General features: G+C 28.5%; 19 protein-coding genes. 11 read left to right on the plus strand and 8 right to left on the minus strand.

Annotated elements, in window-relative coordinates:
* Window positions 1–51: 51 nt before the first annotated feature.
* A complete protein-coding gene (locus tag QIA46_RS02925; protein ID WP_317268375.1) occupies window positions 52–846 on the plus strand; it encodes a 5'-methylthioadenosine/adenosylhomocysteine nucleosidase in 795 nt (264 codons plus the stop codon).
* A gap of 106 nt (window positions 847–952) precedes the next feature.
* Window positions 953–1,990 (plus strand): phosphate acetyltransferase, encoded by a 1,038-nt coding sequence (gene pta, locus QIA46_RS02930; RefSeq protein ID WP_317268376.1) that lies wholly within the window; start codon window positions 953–955, stop codon window positions 1,988–1,990.
* On the opposite strand, the gene rsmA is transcribed toward pta, so the two are convergent.
* Window positions 1,973–2,818, minus strand: coding sequence for a 16S rRNA (adenine(1518)-N(6)/adenine(1519)-N(6))-dimethyltransferase RsmA (gene rsmA / locus QIA46_RS02935; RefSeq protein ID WP_317268377.1), 846 nt, complete (start codon window positions 2,816–2,818; stop codon window positions 1,973–1,975). The two genes, pta and rsmA, sit on opposite strands and share 18 nt — an antisense overlap.
* 26 nt (window positions 2,819–2,844) lie before the next feature.
* Window positions 2,845–4,104: a ComEC/Rec2 family competence protein gene (locus QIA46_RS02940; RefSeq protein WP_317268378.1), complete on the minus strand. Its 1,260-nt coding sequence runs from the start codon at window positions 4,102–4,104 to the stop codon at window positions 2,845–2,847.
* A 115-nt stretch (window positions 4,105–4,219) separates the two neighbouring features.
* On the opposite strand from QIA46_RS02940, the gene QIA46_RS02945 reads away from it, so the two are divergent.
* Window positions 4,220–4,933: a CPBP family intramembrane glutamic endopeptidase gene (locus tag QIA46_RS02945; RefSeq protein ID WP_317268379.1), complete on the plus strand. Its 714-nt coding sequence runs from the start codon at window positions 4,220–4,222 to the stop codon at window positions 4,931–4,933.
* Window positions 4,934–4,958: 25 nt separating this feature from the next.
* Complete coding sequence (locus QIA46_RS02950; protein WP_317268380.1) at window positions 4,959–6,896, plus strand: AMP-binding protein; 1,938 nt, start codon at window positions 4,959–4,961, stop codon at window positions 6,894–6,896.
* Between the two features lie 28 nt (window positions 6,897–6,924).
* Here QIA46_RS02950 and argS read toward each other — a convergent pair whose 3' ends face one another.
* Genes argS through QIA46_RS02965 form a run of 3 tightly spaced genes read right to left on the minus strand, consistent with a single transcriptional unit; the run spans window position 6,925 to window position 11,470 of the window.
* On the minus strand, window positions 6,925–8,682 hold the full coding sequence (argS, locus tag QIA46_RS02955; RefSeq protein WP_317268381.1) for an arginine--tRNA ligase: 1,758 nt from the start codon (window positions 8,680–8,682) through the stop codon (window positions 6,925–6,927).
* The gene (locus QIA46_RS02960; protein WP_301341725.1) at window positions 8,675–9,301 is read right to left on the minus strand and encodes a hypothetical protein; all 627 of its coding nucleotides are present in this window, start codon (window positions 9,299–9,301) and stop codon (window positions 8,675–8,677) included. The genes argS and QIA46_RS02960 overlap by 8 nt, the downstream gene beginning before the upstream one ends.
* 21 nt (window positions 9,302–9,322) lie before the next feature.
* A complete protein-coding gene (locus QIA46_RS02965) occupies window positions 9,323–11,470 on the minus strand; it encodes a methyl-accepting chemotaxis protein (RefSeq protein WP_317260352.1) in 2,148 nt (715 codons plus the stop codon).
* A gap of 267 nt (window positions 11,471–11,737) precedes the next feature.
* Between QIA46_RS02965 and QIA46_RS02970 the strand changes: the two genes are divergently transcribed.
* Window positions 11,738–13,945 carry a methyl-accepting chemotaxis protein gene (locus tag QIA46_RS02970; protein WP_317268382.1) on the plus strand — a complete coding sequence of 736 codons (2,208 nt, stop codon included), beginning with the start codon at window positions 11,738–11,740 and terminating at the stop codon, window positions 13,943–13,945.
* Window positions 13,946–13,954: 9 nt separating this feature from the next.
* On the opposite strand, the gene murB is transcribed toward QIA46_RS02970, so the two are convergent.
* Complete coding sequence (gene murB / locus QIA46_RS02975; RefSeq protein ID WP_317268383.1) at window positions 13,955–14,863, minus strand: UDP-N-acetylmuramate dehydrogenase; 909 nt, start codon at window positions 14,861–14,863, stop codon at window positions 13,955–13,957.
* Window positions 14,864–14,914: 51 nt separating this feature from the next.
* Here murB and QIA46_RS02980 point away from each other — a divergent pair, with 51 nt between their 5' ends.
* From QIA46_RS02980 to QIA46_RS02995, 4 genes are read left to right on the plus strand one after another with little or no spacing between them, the layout of a single operon-like run.
* Window positions 14,915–16,357 (plus strand): cysteine--tRNA ligase, encoded by a 1,443-nt coding sequence (locus QIA46_RS02980; RefSeq protein WP_317268384.1) that lies wholly within the window; start codon window positions 14,915–14,917, stop codon window positions 16,355–16,357.
* Between the two features lie 3 nt (window positions 16,358–16,360).
* Window positions 16,361–17,920: an IPT/TIG domain-containing protein gene (locus tag QIA46_RS02985; protein WP_317268385.1), complete on the plus strand. Its 1,560-nt coding sequence runs from the start codon at window positions 16,361–16,363 to the stop codon at window positions 17,918–17,920.
* Complete coding sequence (gene glyA, locus QIA46_RS02990) at window positions 17,917–19,170, plus strand: serine hydroxymethyltransferase (protein ID WP_317268386.1); 1,254 nt, start codon at window positions 17,917–17,919, stop codon at window positions 19,168–19,170. The genes QIA46_RS02985 and glyA overlap by 4 nt, the downstream gene beginning before the upstream one ends.
* 25 nt (window positions 19,171–19,195) lie before the next feature.
* Entirely contained in the window at window positions 19,196–19,948 is a 753-nt protein-coding gene (locus tag QIA46_RS02995; RefSeq protein ID WP_317268387.1) for a J domain-containing protein, read from the plus strand.
* A 58-nt stretch (window positions 19,949–20,006) separates the two neighbouring features.
* Here QIA46_RS02995 and QIA46_RS03000 read toward each other — a convergent pair whose 3' ends face one another.
* Both QIA46_RS03000 and QIA46_RS03005 read right to left on the minus strand, forming a co-directional pair.
* Window positions 20,007–21,863: an integrin-binding adhesin P66 gene (locus tag QIA46_RS03000; RefSeq protein WP_317268388.1), complete on the minus strand. Its 1,857-nt coding sequence runs from the start codon at window positions 21,861–21,863 to the stop codon at window positions 20,007–20,009.
* 247 nt (window positions 21,864–22,110) lie between these two features.
* A complete protein-coding gene (locus QIA46_RS03005; protein WP_317268389.1) occupies window positions 22,111–23,613 on the minus strand; it encodes a lactate permease LctP family transporter in 1,503 nt (500 codons plus the stop codon).
* 70 nt (window positions 23,614–23,683) lie between these two features.
* On the opposite strand from QIA46_RS03005, the gene QIA46_RS03010 reads away from it, so the two are divergent.
* Together QIA46_RS03010 and cheD are read left to right on the plus strand one after the other, a co-directional pair.
* Window positions 23,684–24,901 (plus strand): D-alanyl-D-alanine carboxypeptidase family protein, encoded by a 1,218-nt coding sequence (locus tag QIA46_RS03010; protein ID WP_317268390.1) that lies wholly within the window; start codon window positions 23,684–23,686, stop codon window positions 24,899–24,901.
* A gap of 4 nt (window positions 24,902–24,905) precedes the next feature.
* The gene (gene cheD, locus QIA46_RS03015) at window positions 24,906–25,397 is read left to right on the plus strand and encodes a chemoreceptor glutamine deamidase CheD (protein WP_231011786.1); all 492 of its coding nucleotides are present in this window, start codon (window positions 24,906–24,908) and stop codon (window positions 25,395–25,397) included.

The raw sequence follows: 25,397 nt of genomic DNA on the forward strand, positions 1-25,397 counted from the left end.
TTTTGTAAAATTATGATATAAGTATTTTTTTGTTATAAGGAGCTGGTGTTTATGAATAATTTTTTAATAAAATTTTTTATTTTTTTATTAGTTTTTTCAAACGGTTATGTTGCTTTTTCTAAAAATGTTAATGTTTTAATAATAACCGCTATGGATTCTGAATTTGAGCAGATAAGTAAGCTTATGTCTAATAAGGAAGAAATAGTTCTTAAGGAGTATAATCTTAATAAAAAGATTTTAAAGGGAAAGTTGTCTAATCGCAATGTTATGGCTGTTATTTGTGGGGTTGGCAAGGTTAATGCGGGTGTATGGACTGGCTATATTTTGTCAAAATACAATATAAGTCATGTAATTAATTCTGGAGTTGCTGGTGGTGTTGTTAGTTCTAAATACAAAGATATTAAAGTTGGGGATGTGGTAGTGTCTTCAGAGGTTGCATATCATGATGTTGATTTGATTAAATTTGGACATAAGGTGGGACAGCTTATGGGATTGCCTCAAAAATTTATTGCCAATAAGAATTTAGTCAAGAAAGCTACAGATGCTGTTAAATCAAAGGTTGGAGACTCTAATGCATATTCAGGATTAATAGTTTCAGGAGATCAGTTTATTGATCCAAATTATATTAACAAAATTATAGGAAACTTTAAAGATGTAATAGCTGTTGAGATGGAAGGAGCAGCAATAGGGCATGTTGCTCATATGTTTAATGTACCTTTTATAGTTATTAGGTCAATATCTGACATTGTAAATAGAGAAGGGAATGAAGTTGAATATAGTAAATTTGTTAAATTAGCAGCTTTTAATTCAGCTAAAGTTGTACAAGAAATTTTAAGAATTCTTTAAGAAATATTAAATTTTATAATTGACAAATACATAAAAAAAGACATTTTTATTTGAAAATGTCTTTTTTTATGTATTTGTCAATTTATATTGTATTCTTTTTGATAAGGTGTTTTGTTTAAAAGATTATGTTTTTAAGAAGGCAAGAATATTCGCAAAAGAGAATAAGCTTAAGGCTAATATAGTTTTCCCTGAAAGTAGTGATTCTAGAATTTTAAAGGCAGCTGTTGTTGTTTTGCAAAAAAATCTTGCAGATTCTATTATTTTGATAGGCAAAAAAGATCCTGTTATTAATTCTTTAAAAGAATTTTCTGATTGTAATGATATTTTAGAAAGAATAGAAGTTGTTGATCCAAATTCTTTTTCAGATATTGAAATGTATTTGGATGAATATTGGAGTTTGCTAAAGTCAAAAGGAGCTACTAAGCAAAGTTTAAAGGCTCAAGTTTTAGATGAAATTACTTTTGCAATGCTTATGGTAAGGCTTGGTTATGCCAAATCTTGTGTTTGTGGAGCGATTTCAACATCCGCTAAGGTTTTGTCTAATGCTTTAAGAATAATCCCCAAGTTGGAAGGTGTTAAGATTATATCATCTTTTATGATTATGGATACTTTAAGTATTGCTCGTAATGTTGATTTTTGTTTTGGACATAATGGAATCTTATTTTTTGCAGATTGTTCTGTAGTAGTTAATCCCGATTCTTTAGAGCTTGCAGAAATTGCATTGCAAAGTGCTAAATCTTTTAAAGATATTTTAAATGCAAAACCCAAGGTTGCTCTTTTAAGCTTTTCAACAAAAGGGTCTTCTAGTGCTAAAGAAACTGAAAAAGTAAAAAATGCTTTAAATATTGTTAAGAATAAAGAGAGTGATTTGCTTATTGATGGAGAGCTTCAACTTGATTCAGCCATAATAAAAGATGTTGCAGAGAAAAAATGTAGAGAATCTTTAGTAGCGGGTTCTGCTAATGTTTTAATATTCCCCAATTTAGATGCAGGCAATATTGGTTATAAATTAGTAGAGAGATTTGCTTTTGCTAAAGCTTATGGCCCCTTTTTACAAGGCTTTTCCAAGCCCATTAGCGATCTTTCAAGGGGCTGCTCTGTTGATGAGATTGTATTTGCAAGCGCTTTAATGATAAGCAGTTAAAGTGTTGGAAATTTGTATAAATTCTTCAACAGAAATGTTTTCAGGCCTTTTGTCTAAATATTCTTTTAAAAAATTTTCTCTCAAAGTAGCTTTATTTTCTACGAAATTAATGATAGTGTTTTTTAATTTCTTTCTTCTGCTTGAAAATACAGTTCTAATCAATTTGTTGAATTCTTTGAAGTCTTTTATGTTGTTTTTTTTAGGAATTAATTTTAGTGTTGTAGACTTAACTTTAGGGGCAGGATAAAAATTGTTTTCTCCTATATCTAATATTTTAATTGCTTTGAAGTGTGATTGTACTAAGACTGTAAATGAAGAATAGTTTTTGCTATTTATTTTTGCAGTTATTCTGTCGGCTAATTCTTTTTGCACTGTGAATACCATTTCTTTTAAAAAGTTTTCTTCAATTAATTTAGATATTACTTTTGATGCAATATTGTATGGCAAATTTGAAAATATTTTATCAATGTTTTGATTTTCGTTTTTGTATTTTTTTAAAAAATCCCCTTTTATCAATTTAAAGTTTTTTAATTTTCCAAATTTTTCATTTAATATTTCTGAATATTTTAAGTCAATTTCAAATACGGTTAAAAGATTAGTTTTTTTTAATAAAATTTCAGTCATTGCGCCAAGTCCTGGACCAATTTCCCAGATTTTTTCATTTTCTTTTATATCTAAGCTTTCTATTATTTTTTGCCTTATGCTTTCGTTTATTAGATAGTTTTGTCCCCACAATTTTCTTGGAGCGATTTTTCTTTCTTTTAATGTTTGTTTTATGCTAGCTATACTGTTATAGTTGATGTTCATAGATAAAAGAGATAGTACCATATTATTCTTAATAATGGCAGTTATTTTTAAATTATTTTAATTTTTTTAGTTTCGTTATTATAAATAATGTAAGTTATAAGAAGAATACTTAAGATTAAAAATATAGGTATTTGGTGATGCTTGACTACAAAGAATTTGCTAAAAAATGTTGCTGTAATTTTTATTGTTTGAAATATGTAGGCATTGATAAGGTCAAGGGGAAAAAACAAATTTAAGCTTGAAAAGTAAGTTATTAAGCTTAATATTGTTATTGTTAAGAAAATTAATATTAATGGAATAATTATTAAATTTGACAATATTGAGATTGGTGCTAGATCAAAATTATTAACATAAATTACTGGCGAGGTGAATATTTGAATAAAAAATGTTGTAAGCATTGATGATGCTAGTCTGTTAAGATCGTATTTATTTTTTAGATGAACCGATGCTGATATCCCTATTGTTGCAAGATAGGAGATTTTAAATCCTATTGAATTTAATGTTTCGGGGAATAAAAAAGCATTTATTATAAAACTAATGGATGTGCAGCTTATTAAATTAATTTTGCCGTAAATCAGTTTGTATATTATAAGAGATTCTGTCATTAGAAATGCTCTTAGCGTTGAAGGTGCAAATCCAGTTAATATTAGATAATTTAATAAAATTATGCTTAATATTAAGTATTTTAATTTTTCATTTGTGATTATTAAAAGCAAATAGTAACTTATTAAACTTATTAGATAAAAGTGCAGTCCAGATACTACTAAAATGTGGGCAATTCCTGCATTTTGAAATAATGTTTTTTCATATTTTGTTATTTCTGATTTTATATTCAAAACTATTGCTTTTGAAAAATGGGAATAACTAGGATTTAATGAAGTAAAAAAATTGTTTAATGTGTTTGTGTATTTTTCTCGAAGCTTGGCAAAAAAAGTCCTTTTAATAAGTTTTATTTTTTGATTTTCAATTTTAATGATATCCCCTATTTTGTAAATATTTTCAATATTTTTGAAGCTAAATTTGTATATATTTGATTCATTGTCAATTGCTTCTATAATGGTTTTTGAATGTTTTTTAAAATTTTTAATATTTGTTATTTGGTAAATATTTTTTTTGAATGTTTTAAAATTTAATCTGGCTTGAAAGCCCAATAGAAATATTGTGCAAAAAATAAAACTAAGTGCTAAGTGTTTGTTATTTTTTAATATGAAAAAAAATGCTAGTATTGTGTTAAAACAAATTAAATTGAGTTTTAAATAGTATTGAATTGATAAATTAAGTGAAATAAGGACAAATATTAAAATCATTTATAATATTCTTATTTTTATTTAGATATAATTATATTTTGAATTTTAATTTGTTTTTATTAATCAATCAATAATCATTCGTTGACAATTAATAATTATTTAATTAAAATACTTTATGCAATTGTTAAAAAATAGATATTCATTCAAGCGAGCTTTGCTTGATCTTTTTTTGGCCTACATTATTGTTTATTTGGCATCTCCTTTTGAAAATGTTAATTCAGAATTTTGGAATGTTGATAAAAATCATTTTTATTTTTGGATTTCAAGATCTTTTTTAATTATTTTTATAATTTATTTTTTTAAACTTACCAGTTCTTATAATGATTTTAGAGTAGAGTTTTTTATTCCTAAATTTAAATTTATTTTTATTTGGGAGTCTGTTTTAATTTTTATTAAAACAATATTGACCGCAATGATAGTCATTTTTTTAATAGCTTTTTTACTTGAATATCTATTACCAGAATCAGTACTTGTCTATTATTTTCAAAACAATGCTGGATTTAATTGGAAGATTAGCAGTAAAAAAGCATTTTTTTTAATGACTTTTACCTCTTTTTTTACAGGAGCTTTTGAAGAGCTTTTTTACAGGGCTTTTGTTATTACCAAGTTTACACAAATGGGATTTTCTGTTGTAGTTGCCGCTATTCTTAGTAGTATGTTTTTTGCTTATGGGCATTTATATTATGGAATTTTGGGATTTTTGGTTACCTTTATATTAGGGATATTTTTTGCTTTTATCTATTTAAGGTATAAAAATGTATATTATGTGATTTTTATACATAGTTTTTATAATATTATTGTTAGCAGCCTGTTGCTTTTTTTAAATTAATTTTAAATTGCTATGAGGGGGATTTATGAGTGATACTGTGCCTAAGCGTTTTAAAGAGGCGGTGGCTCTTTATAGTGAGCTTGATATTTTTATATATAAGGAAGGGGAATCGAAAACCTTTAAGAAGCAAATATACGCTGATTTTTGGAATGAGACAAAAAGAGTGGCTTCTGGGCTTTTGCATTGTGGCATTAAAAGGGGAGAAAAGGTTGTAATTATTTCTGATTCTAGAAAAGAATGGATAATAATCGACGTTGCTACTTTGGGGTTAGGCTGCATTGATGTTCCTAGGGGAAATGATTCTTCTGAGGATGAATTAACTTATATTATTAACCATTCTGAATCTACTTTTATTTTTGTCGAAAACAATAAGCAACTTCACAAAGTTTTATCCAAAAAGCAAGATCTTAGATTGGTGAGATGTATTGTTGTTATTGATGATGATAAATCTTATGAAGAAAAAATGGGCAATATTACTGTATTTTCTTATAAAAAATTATTAGAACTTGGATCTGAGTATTTAAGAGCTAATCCAAAAGCATTTGATATGGAGATTGAAAAAGGTTCTTCAAAAGACATTGCAACTATAATATATACTTCTGGTACAACAGGTATGCCAAAAGGAGTAATGTTGAGACATGAATCTTTTATTTTTCAATTAGATAGACTTTATGATTATCTTCCAACGCTTAAACCTGGCAAGATAATGATTTCAATTCTTCCCCTTTGGCATTCTTTTGAGCGAGCTTGTGAATATATAGTTGCTTTAAGGGGCATAGCAATTGCATATTCAAAGCCCATAGGTCCTGTTTTATTAAAAGATTTTTTACTTTTGAATCCCCAAATGATTATTTCTGTGCCTAGAATTTGGGAAGGTATAAGAATAGGTATTATTAAAAAGGTATCGGAATCTTTTATTAAAAAGCTTGTGTTTGGGAGCTTTTTAAAAATTGGAATTGTTTATGCAAAGCTTAAGGAGAGATTTTTGGGGCTTTATCCTATTTATAAAAAAACCAATTTGTTTATTTCATTTTTTTCAAAATTATTTTTATTTGTTGGGATTGTTTTAATTTTCCCTATTAAATTATTAGGCGATATTTTAGTATTTAAAAAAATAAAAAATGCCCTTGGACAAAATTTTGAATTTGGAGTTTCTGGTGGTGGAGCGTTGGTTGATTATGTTGATTATTTCTTTAAGGCTGTAGGAATTAAAGTTCTTGAAGGTTATGGCCTTACTGAAACGGGCCCTATTTTGAGCGTTAGGCGTCTTAAGGGCCCCGTAGCAAAAACTGTAGGGCCTATTTTGCCAGATGTTGAATACAAAGTAGTTGGATTTGATGGCAATGTTTTGCCTTATGGAGAAAAAGGTGAACTTTGGGTAAGGTCGCCACAGATAATGAATGGTTACTTTAAGGATAAGGCTAAGACAAATGAAGTTTTAACAGAAGATGGTTGGTTTAACACTGGGGACTTGGTTAGATTGACAATTAATAATGAAATTTCAATTGTTGGTAGAAGCAAAGATACAATTGTTCTAAGAGGTGGGGAAAATATTGAGCCTGAGCCTCTTGAGAGAGTTTTGGGCAAATCTTTGTTTATTGAAAATATTATGATTGTTGGCCAGGATCAAAAATTTTTGGGGGCCGTTATTGTGCCTAATTTTGATAATCTTGAAAAGTGGGCAAATTCCAGTGGAGTGTCTTTTTCTTCCAGAAGTGATTTATTAGCCAATGAGGACGTTAATAAGCTTTATTCTAAGCATATCTCAGACACTATTAATACCAAGGTAGGTTTTAAAAATTTTGAAAAAATAGCAGGCTTTGTTTTACTTCAAGATCCTTTTTCAATTGGAGAAGAGCTTACCAATACTCTTAAGTTAAAAAGATATTATATATCCCAAAAGTATGAAGATAAAATAAAATTAATTTTTAGCAAAAGCGACTTAGATTTAAACGGATATTAGGCAAGAAAATATTACAATATTTTCTTGCCTACATTTTTAACATATAAGGGATATTGAGTAGGTACATGCAATTTTTTATTGTTTGTAATATGGCTTTTAAAAATTCGATTCTTGCGGCTGTTAAATCAGTATTTTTTATGTCTATTACTTTAACTTCTTGATAGTACGTACTAAAATGCTTTGCAAGCGAGTATGAATAGCTAGTAAGTATTGAAGGGTTCGAATCTTTTGCTGCCTTGATTATATTTTCTTCTAATTCTGATATAATTTTAATAATTTCCCACTCTTTTTCATGTTTTAAAAGTTCAAAATCAATTTTTTCTATTAAAGGAATAGAAAGTGCATTGTATTTTTCAAGAATGCTATTAATTCTTGCTCCAACATATTGAATATATGGCCCAGAATTTCCTGTAAAAGATAGGCTTTCTTTTTTATTAAATACAATGTCTTTATGTATAGCTGATTTTAGCAGATAATAGTGAATTGCTCCTAGTGCAATATTTAAAGCATTTTTTCTAGCACTCTCTTTATTCTCAATTTTTTGTGTAATTTCAGGCATTATTGATTCCATTAGCTCTAAGATTAAATTATCTGCGTCAATTACATTGCCTTCTCTTGATTTCATTTTGCCATCAATAAGATTAACCATTCCGTGTGACAAATGAATAAGCTTTTTGTTTTTAGAAATCCCTAATTTTTCTGATACAAAAAATAAGCTTTTGAAGTGCTGAATTTGTTCACTTCCAACTACATAAATCATTTCTTCAAAATTAAATTCTTTTGTTCTAACTGTTATATTTCCTAAATCTTGGGTAAGATAAATAGATGTTCCGTTTGGCCTTATGAGTACTTTTTGTTTTACGTTGGTGTCTTCTTTTTCGCTTGAGTCTGAGGGTAAATCAATGCATATTGCGCCATCTTCTCGTTTGTAACAAAATCCTTTTTCAAGCCCTTCTAACACTACATTTTTTCCAATTTCAAAAATTTCACTTTCAAGGTAAATTTTATCAAATGAGGTGTTTGTAATTTTGTAAGTTTCTTTTATTCCTTCAATTGCCCAGTTATTTAGTTTTTTCCAAAGTTCAATTGTGCTTGTATCTTTTTGTTCCCATTTTAAAAGCAGATCTTGAATTTCTTTTTCAGCATTTTCATTTTCTTGTGAGTATTCGTTGTATTTAACATAAAAATCACCAATTAAATGATCTCCTTTTTTAGAAGCTTTTTCAGGGGTAATGTCATTTCCAAATTTTTTGTATGCAAGCATTGATTTGCAGATATGAACTCCCCGGTCATTTATTAGGTTTATTTTTGTAATTTTTGCACCTACAGCCTTTAATATTCTTGACAGACTTTCTCCTATTACGTCATTCCTAAGATGTCCTACATGCAGTGGTTTGTTTGTATTTGGCGATGAAAACTCCAATATTATTTTTTTATTGTCTAGATATTTACTTGCCCCATAGTTATCTTTTTGGGCATTTACCATTTGTATTGTATTTTTTATATATTCTTTTCTGGGAATTTTGATGTTTAGGTAAGGTCCCATAGCTTTAATTTCATATTTATCCTTAAGGATTTTTATTATTTCTTTAGAGATGGTTTCAATAGGAAGTTTCAAGGTTTTGCTAAGCTCAAATATTAATATAGAAATATCTCCCAGATCACTTTTTGGAGGTTTTTGAATATTTATATTGATATTATCTAGCTTTATGTTATTTGATAATGCTAGATCGGCAACTATAATGCTAATTTCGTCTTTAATCTTTTTTTTAACATTTTTATTCATTTTTTTCCTCTTTAACGCTTTTATTATTTTTTTTTTCTTTAACACTTGTTAGTATATTAATTAATAGTAAAATTAAAGACGCTACAATAAAAATGTTTGAGCTATGAGCTGACATTTTTGTATTTGTAAGCTCCTTTATTATAGTTATTTCGTTATTAAAAAGCTTTAAATTCCCTGTGTTTAATATTTCTCTAATTAGTGAGATTGCTGAGCTTAGGGCAATGAAAATTAAAATTGGGATTTTAGAATATTTGATTATCATTGATGAATTTCTTAAGATTTTAAAAGGTTCGTTTTTATGAAATGATATTATTATGGCTATTAAAATGGGTATTGAAAATTTAAATTCTTTGTATAGTGTTGGCGTTAAATAGAACATGAATAAGTAAGTTAGACTGGTAAAAATTCCTATTATTAATAGATATATCCCTAATATGTGGTTTTTATATTTTTTCAGTTCTATTTGATTGATTATTAGGGCAGGAAGTATAATGCATATTGAAATCCAAACAGATGCAATACTAGCATCTAAAAAGTTTTTTGTATAAGCAAAAATAGGAAATAACATTAAATGACTTTTAAGATATTTTTCAGTATTATAAAATGTCTTTTTTTGCATATTATTCCCTTTTAATTTAGTTTATTTGGTTTTAAATTGATCCGTGCTCTCACTAATTCCAGAAATGTGACTTGAATTTGTAGTTCCTAAAACCTTAATGCGCTCAATTGCTTCTACTAGTTTGTTAATCTCTTCTTTTAAACCTTTCATTGAGTTTGAGACCGTAATATTAATCTCTCCCAACAGTTTAATGGTGCTAATGATTTCTTTGTTGCCTCTAAACATGTCATTTGAACCGATTTTTACTTCATATGTTATTTCCCGCATTGTGTTTAAAGCCTTTAAAATTTCTTGGCTACCTATTGATTGTTCTTGCATTGTATGATTTATTTCTTCTATTACTTGAACAACTAAGTTGATTGAATCAAATATTTGGTTGAAAGCTTTATTTGTTAATTCAGAGGTATTTACGGTTTTGGTTATTGAATCCATTATTTCATTAATTGATGAGGCAACAGATTCTGATTGTGATGTTACTTGTTCTGCTAGGTCTTTTATTTCTTCTGCGACAATGGCAAATCCTTTTCCAGCTTCACCAGCATGAGATGCTTCAATTGCAGCGTTCATCGAGAGCAGGTTGGTTTGGCTTGCTATAGATGAAATTAAAGAGTTTGCTTCTTGTAATCTTGTTGAGTTTTTGAAAATCTCTTTGATTTGAGTAATAACTTCTTCTTGTTTTTTTCGCCCATCATCAGAGAATCTTTTTAGTTCTTCTGTGCTTTTTGCAGCTTTTTGAGTTATTTCTGTTATTGATTGGATTCCCCCTATCATTTCTTCGATAGCTGATGAGGATTGTTCAACGCTTGCGGCTTGAGTTTCAATTGAATTATCAAGAGATGAAATATTTTTTGAAAGACTTTCAATTATATTTGTTGTATTAGAGATGAATTCTACCTGTTTTTCTACTTCTTCTTGTGTTTTTTCTATGTATTGATTTGAATTTTTAATTGTATTATGGGTTTTGTTTATTTCGCTAAATAAATGGTCTCCGTTTTCTTTAAGCAATTTTACTCGTTCTTGTAGTGAATTAATTACGTGTTTTAGATTTTCAATAAAATGCCCAAAAAGATTGATTGTTGAACTTATTGAATCTTTGCCTTTTGATTCGATTTTAAATGTTAAGTCGCCGGTTTTAACCTTTGGAATGACAACATTGAGTTTATCTATTTTTGATATTATTAAAGTTTTTATGGTTGATATCATTATTAATATAAAAATTATTACCAAAATAAATATAATAGAAAGTGAAACTAATCTCATATTTTTAAATTCTTTTGAAAATATGTTATTATAATCTATTTTTATTCCTAAGTACCAATGGGATGTTGTGATTCTTGCTAATGAAATTATTTCATTTGAATTGCTTGTATTGTAATTTGTTTTTCCTTGGGATAATGCACTTAATATTTGAGTTAATGTTTTTGCGTTAAAGCCAAATATGTGTTTTATGTTTTTTAAAACTTCGTCTTTTCCGCCAAATGTATCTCCACTGCTGTTTATTAAGTACACGTTAAAGTATTTTGATGAGTTTTGGCTGCTTGCATTTTGCTCTAGCAAGGAGTTTTCCAAAAGCAGCAAAAGATATTCTTTTAGTTCGGCAATTTTTTCTGAAATGTCAGCATATAAAATAATATATCCAATATTAGATTTTTTTGAATCTGTTATTTTATATGCTATTGGAATATAAAAATTGTTATTTATTTTTACTAAGCTGTTGTGCAGAATTGAAATTTGCAATGTAGTTATAGCTTTGCCCAGAAGCAATTCTTTTAAGCTTATATATTGGCCGCTTCTTTTTTTTTCGCTTGATGCGATTATGTATCCATCTTTGTTTGCGTACTCTATTATTTTAATAAAAGGCGGGAGTGTAATTAAAATTTTGTCAGATACTAAGTGCTCTTCGTTTTTGTTATTCAGAATTGCAGATCTATAATCATATCTGGCTGTTAGTATGTTTAAAGCCTTTATTACTTCTTTAGATTCATCAGAAAAACTTTTGATCATTGCTTGGTTAATAAATTTTGTGAAATCTTGAAGTTCTTTTGTTATGATTTTTTTATAGCCTTGATCTAGTAGCAAAAAGGTTGTTGCAATAATGATTATTGTATATGCCAGGATTATAAAATTGAATTTATAAAAAAGGCTAGAGTTAATTTTCTTTCTTTTCACTAAGTCCCCTCAAAATTTTGTTTTTTCATAAAATTTTTAAAACATTAAATTTTTAGTATTCTATATGTTTTATTATATAATTATATATGCATGTAGCTAAATAATAAAATAATTATTTGCAAATATTTGAAGGATTTAATCTTTAAGATTCAGAAAGAAAGGTTTAATTTGCCAATTGTTATTAGTAATTATTTGTATGTGATTTATGAAGGTGAAAAGTTTGTTTTAAGATTTTAATCATACTAATGTTATGTTTGGAGAGCTTTTATGACAGGTGAGAATTTAATAGATGTTAATCTGAAAAATACTAAACGATTTCTTTGTCTAGTTTTATTTGGATTTCTTTTTTTAAATTTTTTATTCATAGGCTATGCTTATATGAATTATAAAAATGAGTATTTGGATCGCTTTAAATTTGATTCTAAGTTGTTTTTAAACAGTGTTTCTGCTGTTATTAAAGCTAAATATTCGGAATCTTCTAGGTTTCTTGAAGAGCTTGTAAAAGATAGCTATAGGTTTGGGATATTGGTTAATTCTTCAAAAAGCTTTCTTTTGTCTTCAAGTTTAAAATTGGGTGACAGCTTAGATGAAAATAGTGATTTGTTTTTAAAGTCAAGAGAATTTAGCTCTATAGATAAAATTTTTAAAACTATTCCTTTAGCAGAAGATTCACTTGAAGGCGTATTTTATATTCCTATAGGGAAAAATGTTTTAATATCAAATTCAAATTTTTCATCTTTAGGTTTAAAAGATGTTAGGTTGGATCCAATTTATTCTGTTCCTGTAGAAAAAAATTCTAAATATTATTCAAGATATATGATAATAGATGGAAAAATTTATTCTATAATAAGTTTTCCAGTTAGAGATTCTGTTGCAACATTGGGTGTAATAGGGATTTTAGTATGCTTTGATGAGTCGTTAGATATTATTGAAAATCAGTTGTATTCTTCTCTTAAATTTAGCAGTAAGAATTATAATTTTTTTATGCTTGACAGAAATCATATGCCCATTTTTTTAAACTTTAATAATCTTCACGCCAAATCTTTTTCTCCATCTTATAATGAGAATTTTTTAAAAAAAGTTATAGCTTATGCTAAAAAAGATTCTTTTAGCTCTAAGTACACTTTTAATTATGAAAGAGATTTGTATTCTTTAAACTTTGTAAAAACTGAGGATTTTTTGACTCAAGGGTTAATTTTAAATATCAATTCCATTCCTATTATGTTTAAATCAAATTGGATTATATTTTTTGTATTTTTATTATTATCTTTTGCAATTATCTTTTATTTGTGCAAAACTTTTGTTTTTTCATTAATTAATGATTTTAACAGAATTGTTGATTATCAAAAATCAAAAAGCGATCCTTTTAGTCTTGAACCCCCTTTAGAGGTTAAGTATTCTTCGTCTATTATTTCTTATATTAGTTCAAAGCTAGATAATCTGTCCTCTAAGAGTAATGAATCTTTTGAGAAGATAAAATTTTATTCTGAAGATTTAAATGAATATTTGGAACAAATAGAGACTGCTATATCAAATACTGAGAGTATAGACTCTAGCATTTTAGCTTACGAACAACTAAAGGATACTTTTTCTAGATTTGAAAAGTCAATTGTTGATATTTTAAAAGGCTTTGAATCTATTGCTGATCCGATTAATGATCACAATAAGTATATATCAGAAATCTCTTCAAATTTTGAAGAGAATGTTAGTTTTTTCTATAGTATAGATAAAAATTTGGAAATTTTTAATAAGGTTGCTGCTATAAATTCTACTGATATTGAAAATATTAAAAGTAAGGTTTTTGATTTAAATATTGTTTTTGAAAATGTGAATAAAAATTTTGCAGATCTTTTGTCTCAAACAAATAGTTTGCAAAGTGTAAATAAACTTTTAGTTTCAATCTCAGCTCAGACCAATATGCTTGCTATGAATGCAGCAATTGAAGCAGCAAAAGCAGGTGATGCAGGGAAAAGTTTTGCAGTTGTTGCTGAGGAGATTAGAAAGCTTGCTATTAATTCTGGAAAATATTCTAAAACCATTAAAGATGAACTTAAAATGGTCGATAGCATTATTGCAGCAATCAATTCAGAGATTGATACAATTTATAAAAATTTCATAGACATTCAAGATAATGTGGATAACAATTTTTCAAGACACGAGAAAGTAGATCTTACTCTTGCTAAGCATTTTAAAGAAATTGGTGAGTTTAAAGAAAGGTATTTATCTCACGATACTAAGATCAGAGATGCCAAGAATATGTATAAAGAAATATTTAATAACCATTATTTTGTTAGTAGCAAGTTTAACAATTTTAACCAAGATTTAAAAGAGTTTAAAGTTTCTAAGATTAATTTGGATGCTGTAAATTCTCTTCAAGAATATTCATCTTTGGTGAAATCTTCTAAGGATAAGATATTAAAGACAAAGGAATTGATTAAAAAGATTAATGACGAGATTAAAGATATTCTTTTTTAGTTTTTTTGATTAATTAAATCCTATGTAAAGGACTTCTTCTTCAAGCAAAAGCCCAGTTTTCAAGTAGACTTCAGTTTTTACTTTTTCAATTAAGCTTTTTATGTCTTTGGAAGTGGCGTTATTAATATTGATAATAAAGTTTCCATGATATTTAGATACTGTAGCGCCCCCAATGCTTAATCCTTTGAGCTTGCACTCTTCAATTATTTGTCCACTAGGCTTGAGAAATGCTTTATTGTTTTTAAAAGTGCTTCCGCTACTTGGAAATAAATAGTGGCCTTTATTTATTCTTGCTTGTTTATTTTTAGTCATTTTTTCTTCAATAATTTTCTTATTGTCTTTTTTTAAATTCAATTCAATTTTTAATATGAGAAAGTTTTTATTTTGAAAAGGCGATTTTTTATACTTAAAGTCTTCTTTTTTAAATTCTTTGCAGATAGTTTTTCCTTTATCATTTATAAATGTAATTTTTTTTAGTATCTCAGAGATCTCATTTCCAAAGCATCTTGCATTCATCCATACAGCGCCTCCCAGTGTCCCGGGTAGTCCATAGATAAATTCTAGGCCACTTAAGCTGTTATCAAGTGCAATTTTACATAAATTTTCAAAATTTGCACCACATTCGCCGATAATTTTATTTTCGTGAATTTCTATTTTGTTTAGATACCCAGTGTATATTATTGGAAAATCAAGCTCTTTGTCATCATTGACTAAAATATTTGATCCCCCCCCAAGAATAAATAGTTTAATTTTTTCTTCTATTGCTGCTTTAAAAATATTTTCAGCTTCTTTAATGTTTTTAGGGATGAGAAACAATTTCGAAATGTTTCCAATTTTATATGTTGTATAGTTAGCTAGATTTTTTGTTTGAGGCTTAATATTGATTTTTTTAAAAAAATTATTTAGGCTTTTAGGCATACGTACTTAATAATAAATTAGATTTTTTATTTTTTCAATTTTGAGAAATGTATGATTTTGAAGTTATATAATACTAGAACAAAGGATTTTTCAGAATTAACAAATTTTGAAAATGTTAAATTGTATGCTTGCGGGCCTACTGTTTATAATTATGCGCACATCGGAAATTTTAGAACTTATATTTTTGGAGATTTATTAATTAAAACTTTAAGATTTTTAGGGTATAAAGTTAATTATGCTATGAATATTACAGATATTGGGCATTTAACAGGTGATCTTGATGATGGAGAAGATAAAGTTGCCAAGACAGCAAGAGAAAAGGGCCTTACAGCTTATGAGATTAGTGAATTTTTTACAAAAGCTTTTTTTAACGATTGTAGAAAATTAAACATTGTATATCCCGACAAAGTTCTTGTTGCAAGTAAACATATTCCCATCATGATAGAGGTTGTTAAAATTCTTGAAGAAAAAAAAATTACTTATTTTTCTAATGGCAATGTGTATTTTGATACTTCTTGTTTTAAAAGCTATGGCGAGATGGCCGGCATTGATCTTATTGATAAAGATATGACTTTGCCCAGAGTTGATATTGATAAATTTAAAAGGAATAAAACCGATTTTGTTTTGTGGTTTACTAATTCTAAGTTTAAAGATCAGGAGATGAGATGGGATTCTCCTTGGGGATTTGGTTATCCAAGTTGGCATTTGGAGTGTGCTGCTATGAATTTGGAGTATTTCAAAGATACGCTTGATATTCATTTGGGAGGAGTTGATCATATTGGAGTTCACCACATAAATGAAATAGCAATAGCAGAGTGTTTTTTGAATAAGAAATGGTGTGATATCTTTGTTCATGGAGAATTTTTGATTATGGATTATAATAAGATGTCAAAGTCGCATGGAAATTTTATTACAGTTGAAGACTTGGAAGATCAAAATTTTTCTCCTCTTGATTTTAGATATTTGTGTTTGACATCACACTACAGGAACCAATTAAAATTTTCATTGGATAATCTTAAATCAAGCAAGATTGCTAGAGAAAATTTGATAAACAGGCTAAGTTATTTTTATGAATCCTTAGATCTAGATGATTTAAATATACTTAATAAGGATTTAAAAAATTTTGGTTTTAGTGTAGAAAAAGAATATTATGATTCTTTTGTAGAAAAAGTTTCTTTTGATTTGAATATTTCTCAAGGATTGGCTTTACTTTGGGAAATAATTAAATCTGAAAATCTAGGATTTGTTTCAAAACTCAGATTGGCTTTTATTTTTGATGAGATTATATCACTTAATCTGAGAGAAGAAATTTTAAAAAATTTAGAAAATTACGATGTAGTTATTGATGAGAATATGAAAACTTTGATTGAAGAGAGAAGAATAGCTAAATGTGAAAAAAATTTTAAGCGTGCCGATGAAATTAGGGGCTTTTTTGCCAAAAAAGGTTTTGTTTTGGTTGATACTAAGGAAGGAACTAAGGTTAAAAGAGGCTAATATTTGGCTATTTTTTTAAAAAACAAATATTTTTATTTAAGCTTAATTTTTATTATTTTTTTGGTTTTATTTGTTTTTTCTGGATTTTTATTTTATTCAAAGCCAATTATTTATGATATATCTCCAATTCCCACTTCACACAAAGATATTATTGTTATTAAAGGAAATAATTTGGGCTACAGCACAGGAGAGATTAATATCAACAATAATTATTTGGTTAAAAGTAGCATTATTAGTTGGAATAACACCGAAATAGTTTTTAAAATTACAGATGAAGTAAATTCTGGGCTTATTTTTGTAAAAGGCGAAAGGGGTACTAGCAACGAACTTTTTCTTGTTATTAGTAGGCAAGTTCCTGTTAAGCTTAATAGGGGGAATATACCTTTTATTTTTTCAGAGGATAAAATAACTTTAAATGCAAATTCTTCAACTTTATTACAAGGCATGAATTTGTTTTCACATTCTAGTAGTATTAAAATTTTTCTCGAAACTAAGGACAAGCTTTATACAATATTACCCCAAAATATTTTAGATGTTTCTGAGAATAGATTAGAATTTATTTCTCCTAAAACTTTAAATTCTGGTGGGAAGCTTTATGTTTTATTGGACAATGTTCAAAGCAATAAAATTTCGTTTTCTGTTAAAGATGATTTTTTAAAGTGGACTTTGAGTGATTCGAAAGAGTTTGCAATAATTGAAGAGATTTATTTTAATCAAGATGTTAGTAGTAATTTTGATTCAAATCCCGAAGATATTAATTTTAATATCTTCTATTTAAGACCAATTGAGAATGAGCGTCAAAAAATTGCAGACCACAGCAATGAACATCTTGATTTTAATATTGGTAATTTATTTTTTGAAAACCTAAAGACAAATAAATTTATTTTTAAGACTAGGGTAAAGACTTCTAAACTTAATTTGGAATTTTTAGATGCAAAATATTTAGAAAGCATTAAGGTTAATAGAGATATTGATAATCAAGAGTACAAAAAACATGTTCAAGACAAAAAAAAAGATTATTTATCTTACAACTCTGTTGATTTAATGCCTTTAGATTCTCTAATTTTATCTAAGACGGCTGGTAGTAATTCAGTTTATAAGTTGGCTAAGGCAATTATGGATGTTTTGACTTCAAATTTTAAGATTATTGAGAATAATTTAAGTTTAAAGGATTCTATTAAAGAGGGAAAAATTTCATCTAGCAATTTAATAGTTCTTACGAATTTGTTATTTTTAAAGTACGAGATTCCGCTGAGAAATATAGTTGGGCTTTACTATGATTCTAATTCTCTTAAATTAAATGAGCATTTTTGGTTTGAATTTTTTTTAGCTGGGGTTGGTTTTATATATTTTGATATAATAAATGCAGTATTATTTAAGGATAGCTCTAAGTATTTTTTAAATATGTCTGAAAACTATATTCAATACGGATGCAAAGAGGACTATGATAAAAATGAATTTTTTGATGGATATTTAGATTCTGGGTTTTTAAAATATAAAAGCTTGACAAACGGATCGTATTCTTTAATGCATAGGTTTGTTTTGGAGGATAATTTTAAATGAGGGATGATCAAATATTTGATTTAATTGAGAAAGAAAAATTAAGAGAAAAAGAACATATTGAGCTTATTGCTTCTGAAAATTTTACGTCTTTGGAAATAAGGCAGGCTGCTGGGAGTATTTTAACCAATAAGTATGCTGAAGGATATCCTTTGAATCGATATTATGGTGGTTGTTCTTTTATTGATGAGATTGAAACTTTGGCAATTTCAAGAGCAAAAGAGCTTTTTGGTGCAAAGTATGCCAATGTTCAACCACATAGCGGATCTCAGGCCAATATGGCTGCCATAATGGCCCTTATTAGCCCAGGTGACAGAATTCTTGGCATGCAATTGTCTCATGGGGGACATTTAACTCATGGCAGCAGGGTAAATTTTTCTGGTATATTTTTTAATACTTATTTTTATGGTGTTTCTAGAGATTCTGAGCTAATTGATTATGATGAAGTTCTTAAGATAGCTAGAGATTGCAGACCAAATTTAATAATAGCCGGTGCTTCTTCTTATTCAAGAGAAATTGATTTTAAAAAATTTAGAGAAATAGCAGATGATGTTTCTGCTTATCTTTTGTGTGATATTGCGCATATTGCAGGCCTTATTGTTGCCGGTTTTCATAATTCCTCAATTGATGTGGCGCATCTTACTACAAGCACTACGCATAAAACTTTAAGAGGGCCAAGAGGTGGAATAATACTTTCTGGAAAGGATTTTGACAAATCAGTAAACTTTAATGGAAAAGAGAGGCCTTTGTTTAATGCTGTAAATTCTACAGTTTTTCCTGGAACTCAAGGGGGCCCTTTAGTTCATATTATTGCGGGTAAAGCTATTGCATTTAAAGAGGCTCTTCAGGAAAATTTTAAAGAATACATTGCTAACGTAATAAAAAATACTAAAGTTATGGCTGAATATTTCAAATCGGAAGGATTTCGGATTGTTAGTGGAGGTACAGACAATCATTTGTTTTTGGTTGATCTGAGTAGTTCGGGTCTCACGGGTGCTGATGCTGAGAAATTGCTTGAGAGTGTAAATATTACTTTAAATAAAAATGCTATTCCTTTTGATAAAAAAAGTCCTTCTTTGGCTTCTGGTATTAGAATTGGGGGTGCTGCTATTACTTCTAGGGGTTTAAATGAAAGCGATTCTTTAAACGTTGCTAAATTTGTTGTTAGAGCTTTAAAGGCAAAGTCTGATATTGAATTAAAACAAATAAAAAAGGAAATTGTAAAATTTATTAGAGATTTTGACATGCCTTGATTGCGTTGGAGGTTGTGATCAATAAATGCCAAGCCTAATTAGAATGTTTTTTTTAGTGTTGTTGTTTATTTTTATTTTTAATCCTGTTTTAATAGCAATGCTTTTTATATTATTTCCGTTTGTGTTGATACTATTTAGTTTTTTGGGTGTTTTTAGAATCTACTTTACAAGAGATTACTCATATTCTAGATCTAGAGAGTTTGAATTTTATAAACTTTCTTTTTTATTAATGGCCAAATTGCTATCTATTTTGGGAACTATAACTGGAGAGCAATTAAATTATGTCAATTTTATTATTAATTCTTTGAATTTGTCTGAACGTGGTAAATCAGAGTTGTATACTATCTTTCATTCTGCTATTACTAAGAATAATAATGCTGATAAAATTTTGTATACCCTTAAGCTTGGCTATTTTCAGCACAAAGATCTTTTTATATGGCTTTTTGCCTCTCTTAAAGAAATTAACAGACTTTCTAGGTATAAAAATTTAGAAGCTGAAAAGTTTATCTCTTATGTTGGTGTTTTTTTAGAACTTGAATCTGATGGTTATGAAGCTTATAAAGATATTAATATTAGAATTGTAAATCCTTACAGTATTTTGGGTTTAGCATATAGTGCTAGTGATGATGAGATTAAAAAGGCGTATAAAGGCCTTGTTATAAAATATCATCCCGATAAGTTTGCAAATGATCCTGTAAGGCAAAAAGATGCAAATGATAAATTTATTAAAATTCAAGATGCTTATGAAAAAATTTGCAAGGAAAGAAATATAAGGTAACAATTTATTATTAATTTTTAAAAGATAAAAAAGAAGGGCCAAAGCCCTTCTTTTGCTGTTAGCTTCCGCTGTAGGCTATTTTGAATTGTAAGAAAGCACTGCCAATAGCGGCGTTATTTGTGTTTTTATTAGCAAGTTCTATAATGTTATTTGAATCCCATCCAAGAGAAATTGTTGTAAATCTTATTAGTTTTTCAAGGCTAAGCCCTGTTTTTAAATAAATTTTTGTAGCATCGCTTGAAAGTTTATTAGAAGGCCCTAAAATGTATGCCCCGATATAGGGTACCACATATGCTTCTGTTGAAATGGATGTTATTGGAATTGCATAATCAAGATATAAAGCCAAACCGAGCTTCATTGCATCTTCAAATGTCAGATTAGGGGTTGTAGCTTGTGTTGTTGAACTTTGTCCGGCTTGATTGTTTGAATTAGCGCTTGGGCTTGCTGTAGGATAGTTTTCTACAGATTTTTGTCTTAAAATATCGTAAAGACCGATAGATGTTATCCACCCTAGTCCATTTATAATGCCCTTTTTGTTGTCTTCATAGCTTGAAATTTCAACATTTAAGCTTTGAAATGAATTTTCGGATATGGTTTTTAATTTTTTTTCTGCATCTTTAGATCTGTAAAGGTTTTGTCCATAACTTATTCCCAGTGCAACCCCAGATTTTTTGTCTTGTTCTCCAAATAGTCTTGTACTGTAAGAATCAGATCCTTTAACTGCCCAGGATTCTTTTTCTCCAGTGTCTTTGTTCCAGGCAAGTCCTATGCTTGCTCCTGTTGAGAATGCAATTCCCAATTCTGTATTTTTACTGAAATTAAGAGCATTACCATTTGGATCAAATATATTTTCAGCTTTTTTATTAGGATCTGAGGATGCGTCTTTTTTGAAATTTGCTGCTTTTGAGATGTGTCCAAATACAGAAAAATCGCTTGCAAAAGGATCTATTCCAAAATCAGTTCCCATTTGTAAAATAAGATAGGTATTTTTATCATTGATTTTTGTTAATCCAAGCTTATATTGAGCTCCAAAAGATGCTAAAATTGCAGAATTTGATAAAGTTGGGCTCAATAAATCGTTACCAATTACGGATTTGTCTTTTAAAGAGTATGTTATTGATGAATTATTGAATGTTTGATTTCCATAGGCTCCTGACAAGCCAAAATTTAATTCAAGGGGTGTTTCTGCAATTACAGATTTAGTATCTTCGTTTTGATCAAGTATATTTTTTATTGGCTTCCATTTTGCTTGAATTCCATAAAGGATTCCTTGATATGTTTTGTTGTATGGGGTGTCTTTGTCATTTTCTTGATTTCTGTTGCCTGTGCCTGTTCCCCCTATTGCAAATGTAAGATCGAGTTTTGGGAGTTTGTATCCCAGCTGAATTGTTCCTATGTTTTTAGAGGTGCCTCTTGCAAGAATTGTTCCTCTTACTATTCTATCATTGCTTGGAAATCCATAGTAAGTGCTTTTAAATCCAGTCATAGGTGCGAAACTAAATAAAGACTCTTTATTAAAGTCAAAATCTGTCATGGTGCTTATTTTAATAAAAAAATCGTACATATTGATTTGGGCTGTTATGTCTCCCACGTCAATTTTAAATTGATCACCTTTTTTGCCTTCGGCTTTTAATGCAAGATCTTCCACCTTAATGTAAGCTGAGAATGGATCGTCTTTGCCTAATTCGGGATTAGTTTCAAACGGTTTAAGCTTAATGGTAATTTTACTTTTGTTTTCAAATCCAGGAACAAGTTCGTCCATATCTAATCTGAATTCACTTGTGTTTTCAAATCCGAATGTCGGCATCCATGGGTTTATTTTAAATATATCTTTTTCCTTTAATTCGTCTGCTGCAAATATTGCTGCAGATGTGGTTAAAAATATAATTAATTTATATAAAATATGGTTTTTCATAATTATACCTTCCTGTTGTAACTATAAACTTTTATTAGTTCTAGTTATTAATTAAACGTATTAATAAATATATTATAGACATGCTATTATGTACAATATATTAACATATATATAACATGTATATAATATTAAAATATCAGATAAAAATTCAAGGCCATATTATTATTTTGTGATTTTTACATTATTCAAATTTATAAATAAGATTAATTTTAGTATAAATTAATCTTATTTATTTTAAATGATTAATTTATACTAAATAAACTAGCAATCCTGTTGCTAAAATGTAGCATAAAGCATAAATTATTGTTTTTGATAAAAGCTTGCCTTCTTGTCCAATTAATCCAGCAGTTGTTGTTGCTATTGTGATGTTTTGGGGAGAAATCATTTTTCCTCCAGTTGCTCCTGTTGTATTTGCTGCTGCAAGCCAGTAAGGATTTGCCCCAATATTTTCTGCCATTTGTGTTTGCAAAGGTCCAAAAAGAACATTTGAAACTGTGTCACTTCCTGTTAAAAATGTCCCAATAGCTCCAATTAGCGGGCTAAATAATGGTCCAAATGTACCTGTTATTATTGAGATTCCATTAGCAAGATCTCTTATCATTCCGCTATGTGTCATTAACCTTGATATTGCAACAATGCAAATGATTATAAATGAAGATAATGCCATTTTTTTCAAGGTTAGCATAAATATTTTTAGCTGTTTTGATATTGGAACTCCTCGTATTGAATAGGATATTATTGTTGCAAGTACTATCAAGAATCCCGGAGAGATAATCCATTTAAAGTGTAGGGGATTTGCTTCTGGATAAATGCTAATAGTGCTTTGAAAAGTTTTTAGGTATTCGTGAATTTGATTAAAAAGAGGAGATACAAGCACTATAAATGTTACTATTAAAATGTAGGGTGAGCATGCAATAATTCCTTTTGATAAAGATATTGTGCTTTTGCTTTGGTGCTCAGCAGTTTTTTTATTTTCAAAAAACTTTGCATAAACTATTGTTATTGTCATGGAAAGAATACTTCCAAGGATTGCAGGAAGTTCTGGACCCAAAGTTTTTGATATAAATATTTGAGATATTGCCATTGACATTCCTGAGAGTAGGGTAAGAAGGAATATCCCTTTTAATCCTTTAATGCCTCCCCCTGTAAGAATTACCAGCACAAAAGGTATTGTTAGGGTTGGAAGTATTAGTTGGAATGCAATCTCAGATGAAACAATGTTAACATCTAGGTTAGTTGCTTGAGCTAAAGATGTTATAGGGATCCCCACAGATCCATAAGCTGTTGATGCGGTATTCATTATTAAGCAGATTAAGCAAGCAAAAAATGGTTCAAATCCCATTGCTATTAATATTGACACAGGGATTGCAACAGCAGTTCCATATCCAGCAACTCCTTCTAAAAAGTTTCCAAATCCCCATGCTACTAGCAAGACTATAATTCTTCTATCAGAAGATACGTTTGATAAAATATTTTTAATAGTTTCTATGTCTTTTTGATCTTCTGACATTTTGTATGTAAATATGGCAGCAATAATCACGGTTGCTATTGGCCATATCCCCATTAAGGCACCTTCAAGCATTGCAAGACTTGTGTTTACTATTCCCAAGTTTTTATAAAATATAACTATAGCAACAGTGGCTATTAATGATATGGGTATTACATAGTAAGCTGGCTTTTTTATTATGCCAAGTCCAATAATTATTAGGATTATTGGGACCAAAGCTGTTATAAAATCATAAGAATTCATAAAAATGGCTCCTTTTTAATTGTATTGTAATTAACAATTAATAAATAATATATAATTTTAATATTACAACATGAATAGTATCTGTGTTATTGGGAAATTTTTATTAACTTTATTTTTAATTTTTTCTCCGCTTTATTATGATCTTTTTGCGGTTAATTTGGCTGAGATTAATAAATTATCAAAGTATGCAAAATCAATAGTTTTAATGGATTTTGATACTAAGCGAATACTTTATTCTAAGAAGCCCAATTTGGTTTTTCCTCCAGCATCACTTACAAAGATTGTTACAATTTATACAGCTTTAATTGAAGCTGAAAAGCGAAATATAAAATTAAAAAGCATAGTTCCTATTAGCGATTCTGCTTCATATTATAATGCGCCTCCCAATTCTTCTTTAATGTTTTTAGAAAAAGGTCAAATTGTTGATTTTGAAGAGATTTTAAAGGGACTTTCAATTTCTTCAGGCAATGATGCTTCTATTGCGATTGCTGAGTTTGTAGTAGGCAATTTAAATAGCTTTGTTAATTTAATGAATATTAATGTTTTAAATTTAGGACTTTTAAATATGCATTTTGTTGAACCTTCTGGATATAGCAGTGAGAATAAAATTACAGCATTAGATATGGCTTTTTTTGTAAAATCTTATGTAGAAAAATTTAAATTTATGCTTAATATTCATTCTTTAAAGTATTTTGTTTATCCAAAGAGTAAAAATTTAGGAGCTGCTTTATCATCAAAATTTTTAAACTTAAAACAAAGAAATGCCAATTTATTAATACATGATTATCCTTATTCAGATGGTATTAAAACGGGATATATTAAGGAATCAGGCTTAAATCTTATTGCTACTGCTAAAAAGGGCGAAATAAGATTGATAGCAGTTGTGTTGGGGGTTGAAAAAGGAATTAATGGATTTGGGGAGAAGATGAGAGCTTCTATTGCAAAAAATTTATTTGAATATGGATTTAATCAATATTCAAAATTTCCTTTAATAGTAAAATTAAAAGAAAAAGTCTATAATGGTACAGTAGATACAGTTGCTCTTTTTTCTAAAGAGCCTTTTTATTATATTTTAACTAAAGATGAATTTGATAAAATTAATATAAGTTATACTGTTGATAAGTTGGTTGCTCCACTTAGTGGAGATATGCCTGTTGGGAGGGCTATGATTTTTTTAGAAAATGAAAAATTAGGAGATGTTGCTTTGTTTAGCGATAAAGTGAATAAATTAGGGTTTTGGCAAGGTCTTTATAAAAGTTTTATAAATTTTTTTTCAAGAGAGTATTAATTTTATGTTAAACCATTTTAATTTTAAATTAAAACGCGATGTTACGATAATAGTTCCTGGTGAAGCTTTTGTTTCAAATAAAAGAGTTATTTCTACAATTCTTGGTTCTTGTGTTGCTGTTGTGCTTTGTGATGAATCAAATAATTTAATTGGAATGAATCATTATGTTCTAGTTAAGTCAGATCTTGAAATATCTCCTGACCAAAGGGGAAGATATGGGGTTTATGCTATTCCTATGTTAATAAATGCAATGTTAGAAAATGGGGCTAGCAAAAGCAATCTTAAGGCCAAGCTTTTTGGGGGAACTAATTTTATGGCAAAAGGATCGGTTAAGGTAGGGCTTGAAAATTCAGAGTTTGCCGTTAATACATTAAATAAGTATCGTATTCCAATTTTAGCTAAAGATTTTGATCAATCTAAGTCGCGAAAGATTTTTGCTTTTCCTGAAAATTTTAAAGTTATTGTTGAATATCCAGACGGAACAAAGGTTTTTTAA

The sequence above is a fragment of the Borreliella carolinensis genome, assembly GCF_032595855.2.
GTDB lineage: Bacteria > Spirochaetota > Spirochaetia > Borreliales > Borreliaceae > Borreliella > Borreliella carolinensis.

What these genes read in the sequence shown, in the direction of transcription:
- QIA46_RS03005 (WP_317268389.1), bottom strand. Translation starts at nt 23,613, where the DNA reads ATGAATTCTTATGATTTTATAACAGCTTTGGTCCCAATAATCCTAATA.
- glyA (WP_317268386.1), top strand. Translation starts at nt 17,917, where the DNA reads ATGAGGGATGATCAAATATTTGATTTAATTGAGAAAGAAAAATTAAGA.
- QIA46_RS02995 (WP_317268387.1), top strand. Translation starts at nt 19,196, where the DNA reads ATGCCAAGCCTAATTAGAATGTTTTTTTTAGTGTTGTTGTTTATTTTT.
- QIA46_RS02980 (WP_317268384.1), top strand. Translation starts at nt 14,915, where the DNA reads ATGATTTTGAAGTTATATAATACTAGAACAAAGGATTTTTCAGAATTA.
- QIA46_RS02950 (WP_317268380.1), top strand. Translation starts at nt 4,959, where the DNA reads ATGAGTGATACTGTGCCTAAGCGTTTTAAAGAGGCGGTGGCTCTTTAT.
- argS (WP_317268381.1), bottom strand. Translation starts at nt 8,682, where the DNA reads ATGAATAAAAATGTTAAAAAAAAGATTAAAGACGAAATTAGCATTATA.
- cheD (WP_231011786.1), top strand. Translation starts at nt 24,906, where the DNA reads ATGTTAAACCATTTTAATTTTAAATTAAAACGCGATGTTACGATAATA.
- QIA46_RS02960 (WP_301341725.1), bottom strand. Translation starts at nt 9,301, where the DNA reads ATGCAAAAAAAGACATTTTATAATACTGAAAAATATCTTAAAAGTCAT.
- murB (WP_317268383.1), bottom strand. Translation starts at nt 14,863, where the DNA reads ATGCCTAAAAGCCTAAATAATTTTTTTAAAAAAATCAATATTAAGCCT.
- QIA46_RS03010 (WP_317268390.1), top strand. Translation starts at nt 23,684, where the DNA reads ATGAATAGTATCTGTGTTATTGGGAAATTTTTATTAACTTTATTTTTA.
- rsmA (WP_317268377.1), bottom strand. Translation starts at nt 2,818, where the DNA reads ATGGTACTATCTCTTTTATCTATGAACATCAACTATAACAGTATAGCT.
- QIA46_RS02925 (WP_317268375.1), top strand. Translation starts at nt 52, where the DNA reads ATGAATAATTTTTTAATAAAATTTTTTATTTTTTTATTAGTTTTTTCA.
- QIA46_RS02970 (WP_317268382.1), top strand. Translation starts at nt 11,738, where the DNA reads ATGACAGGTGAGAATTTAATAGATGTTAATCTGAAAAATACTAAACGA.
- QIA46_RS03000 (WP_317268388.1), bottom strand. Translation starts at nt 21,863, where the DNA reads ATGAAAAACCATATTTTATATAAATTAATTATATTTTTAACCACATCT.
- QIA46_RS02945 (WP_317268379.1), top strand. Translation starts at nt 4,220, where the DNA reads ATGCAATTGTTAAAAAATAGATATTCATTCAAGCGAGCTTTGCTTGAT.
- QIA46_RS02940 (WP_317268378.1), bottom strand. Translation starts at nt 4,104, where the DNA reads ATGATTTTAATATTTGTCCTTATTTCACTTAATTTATCAATTCAATAC.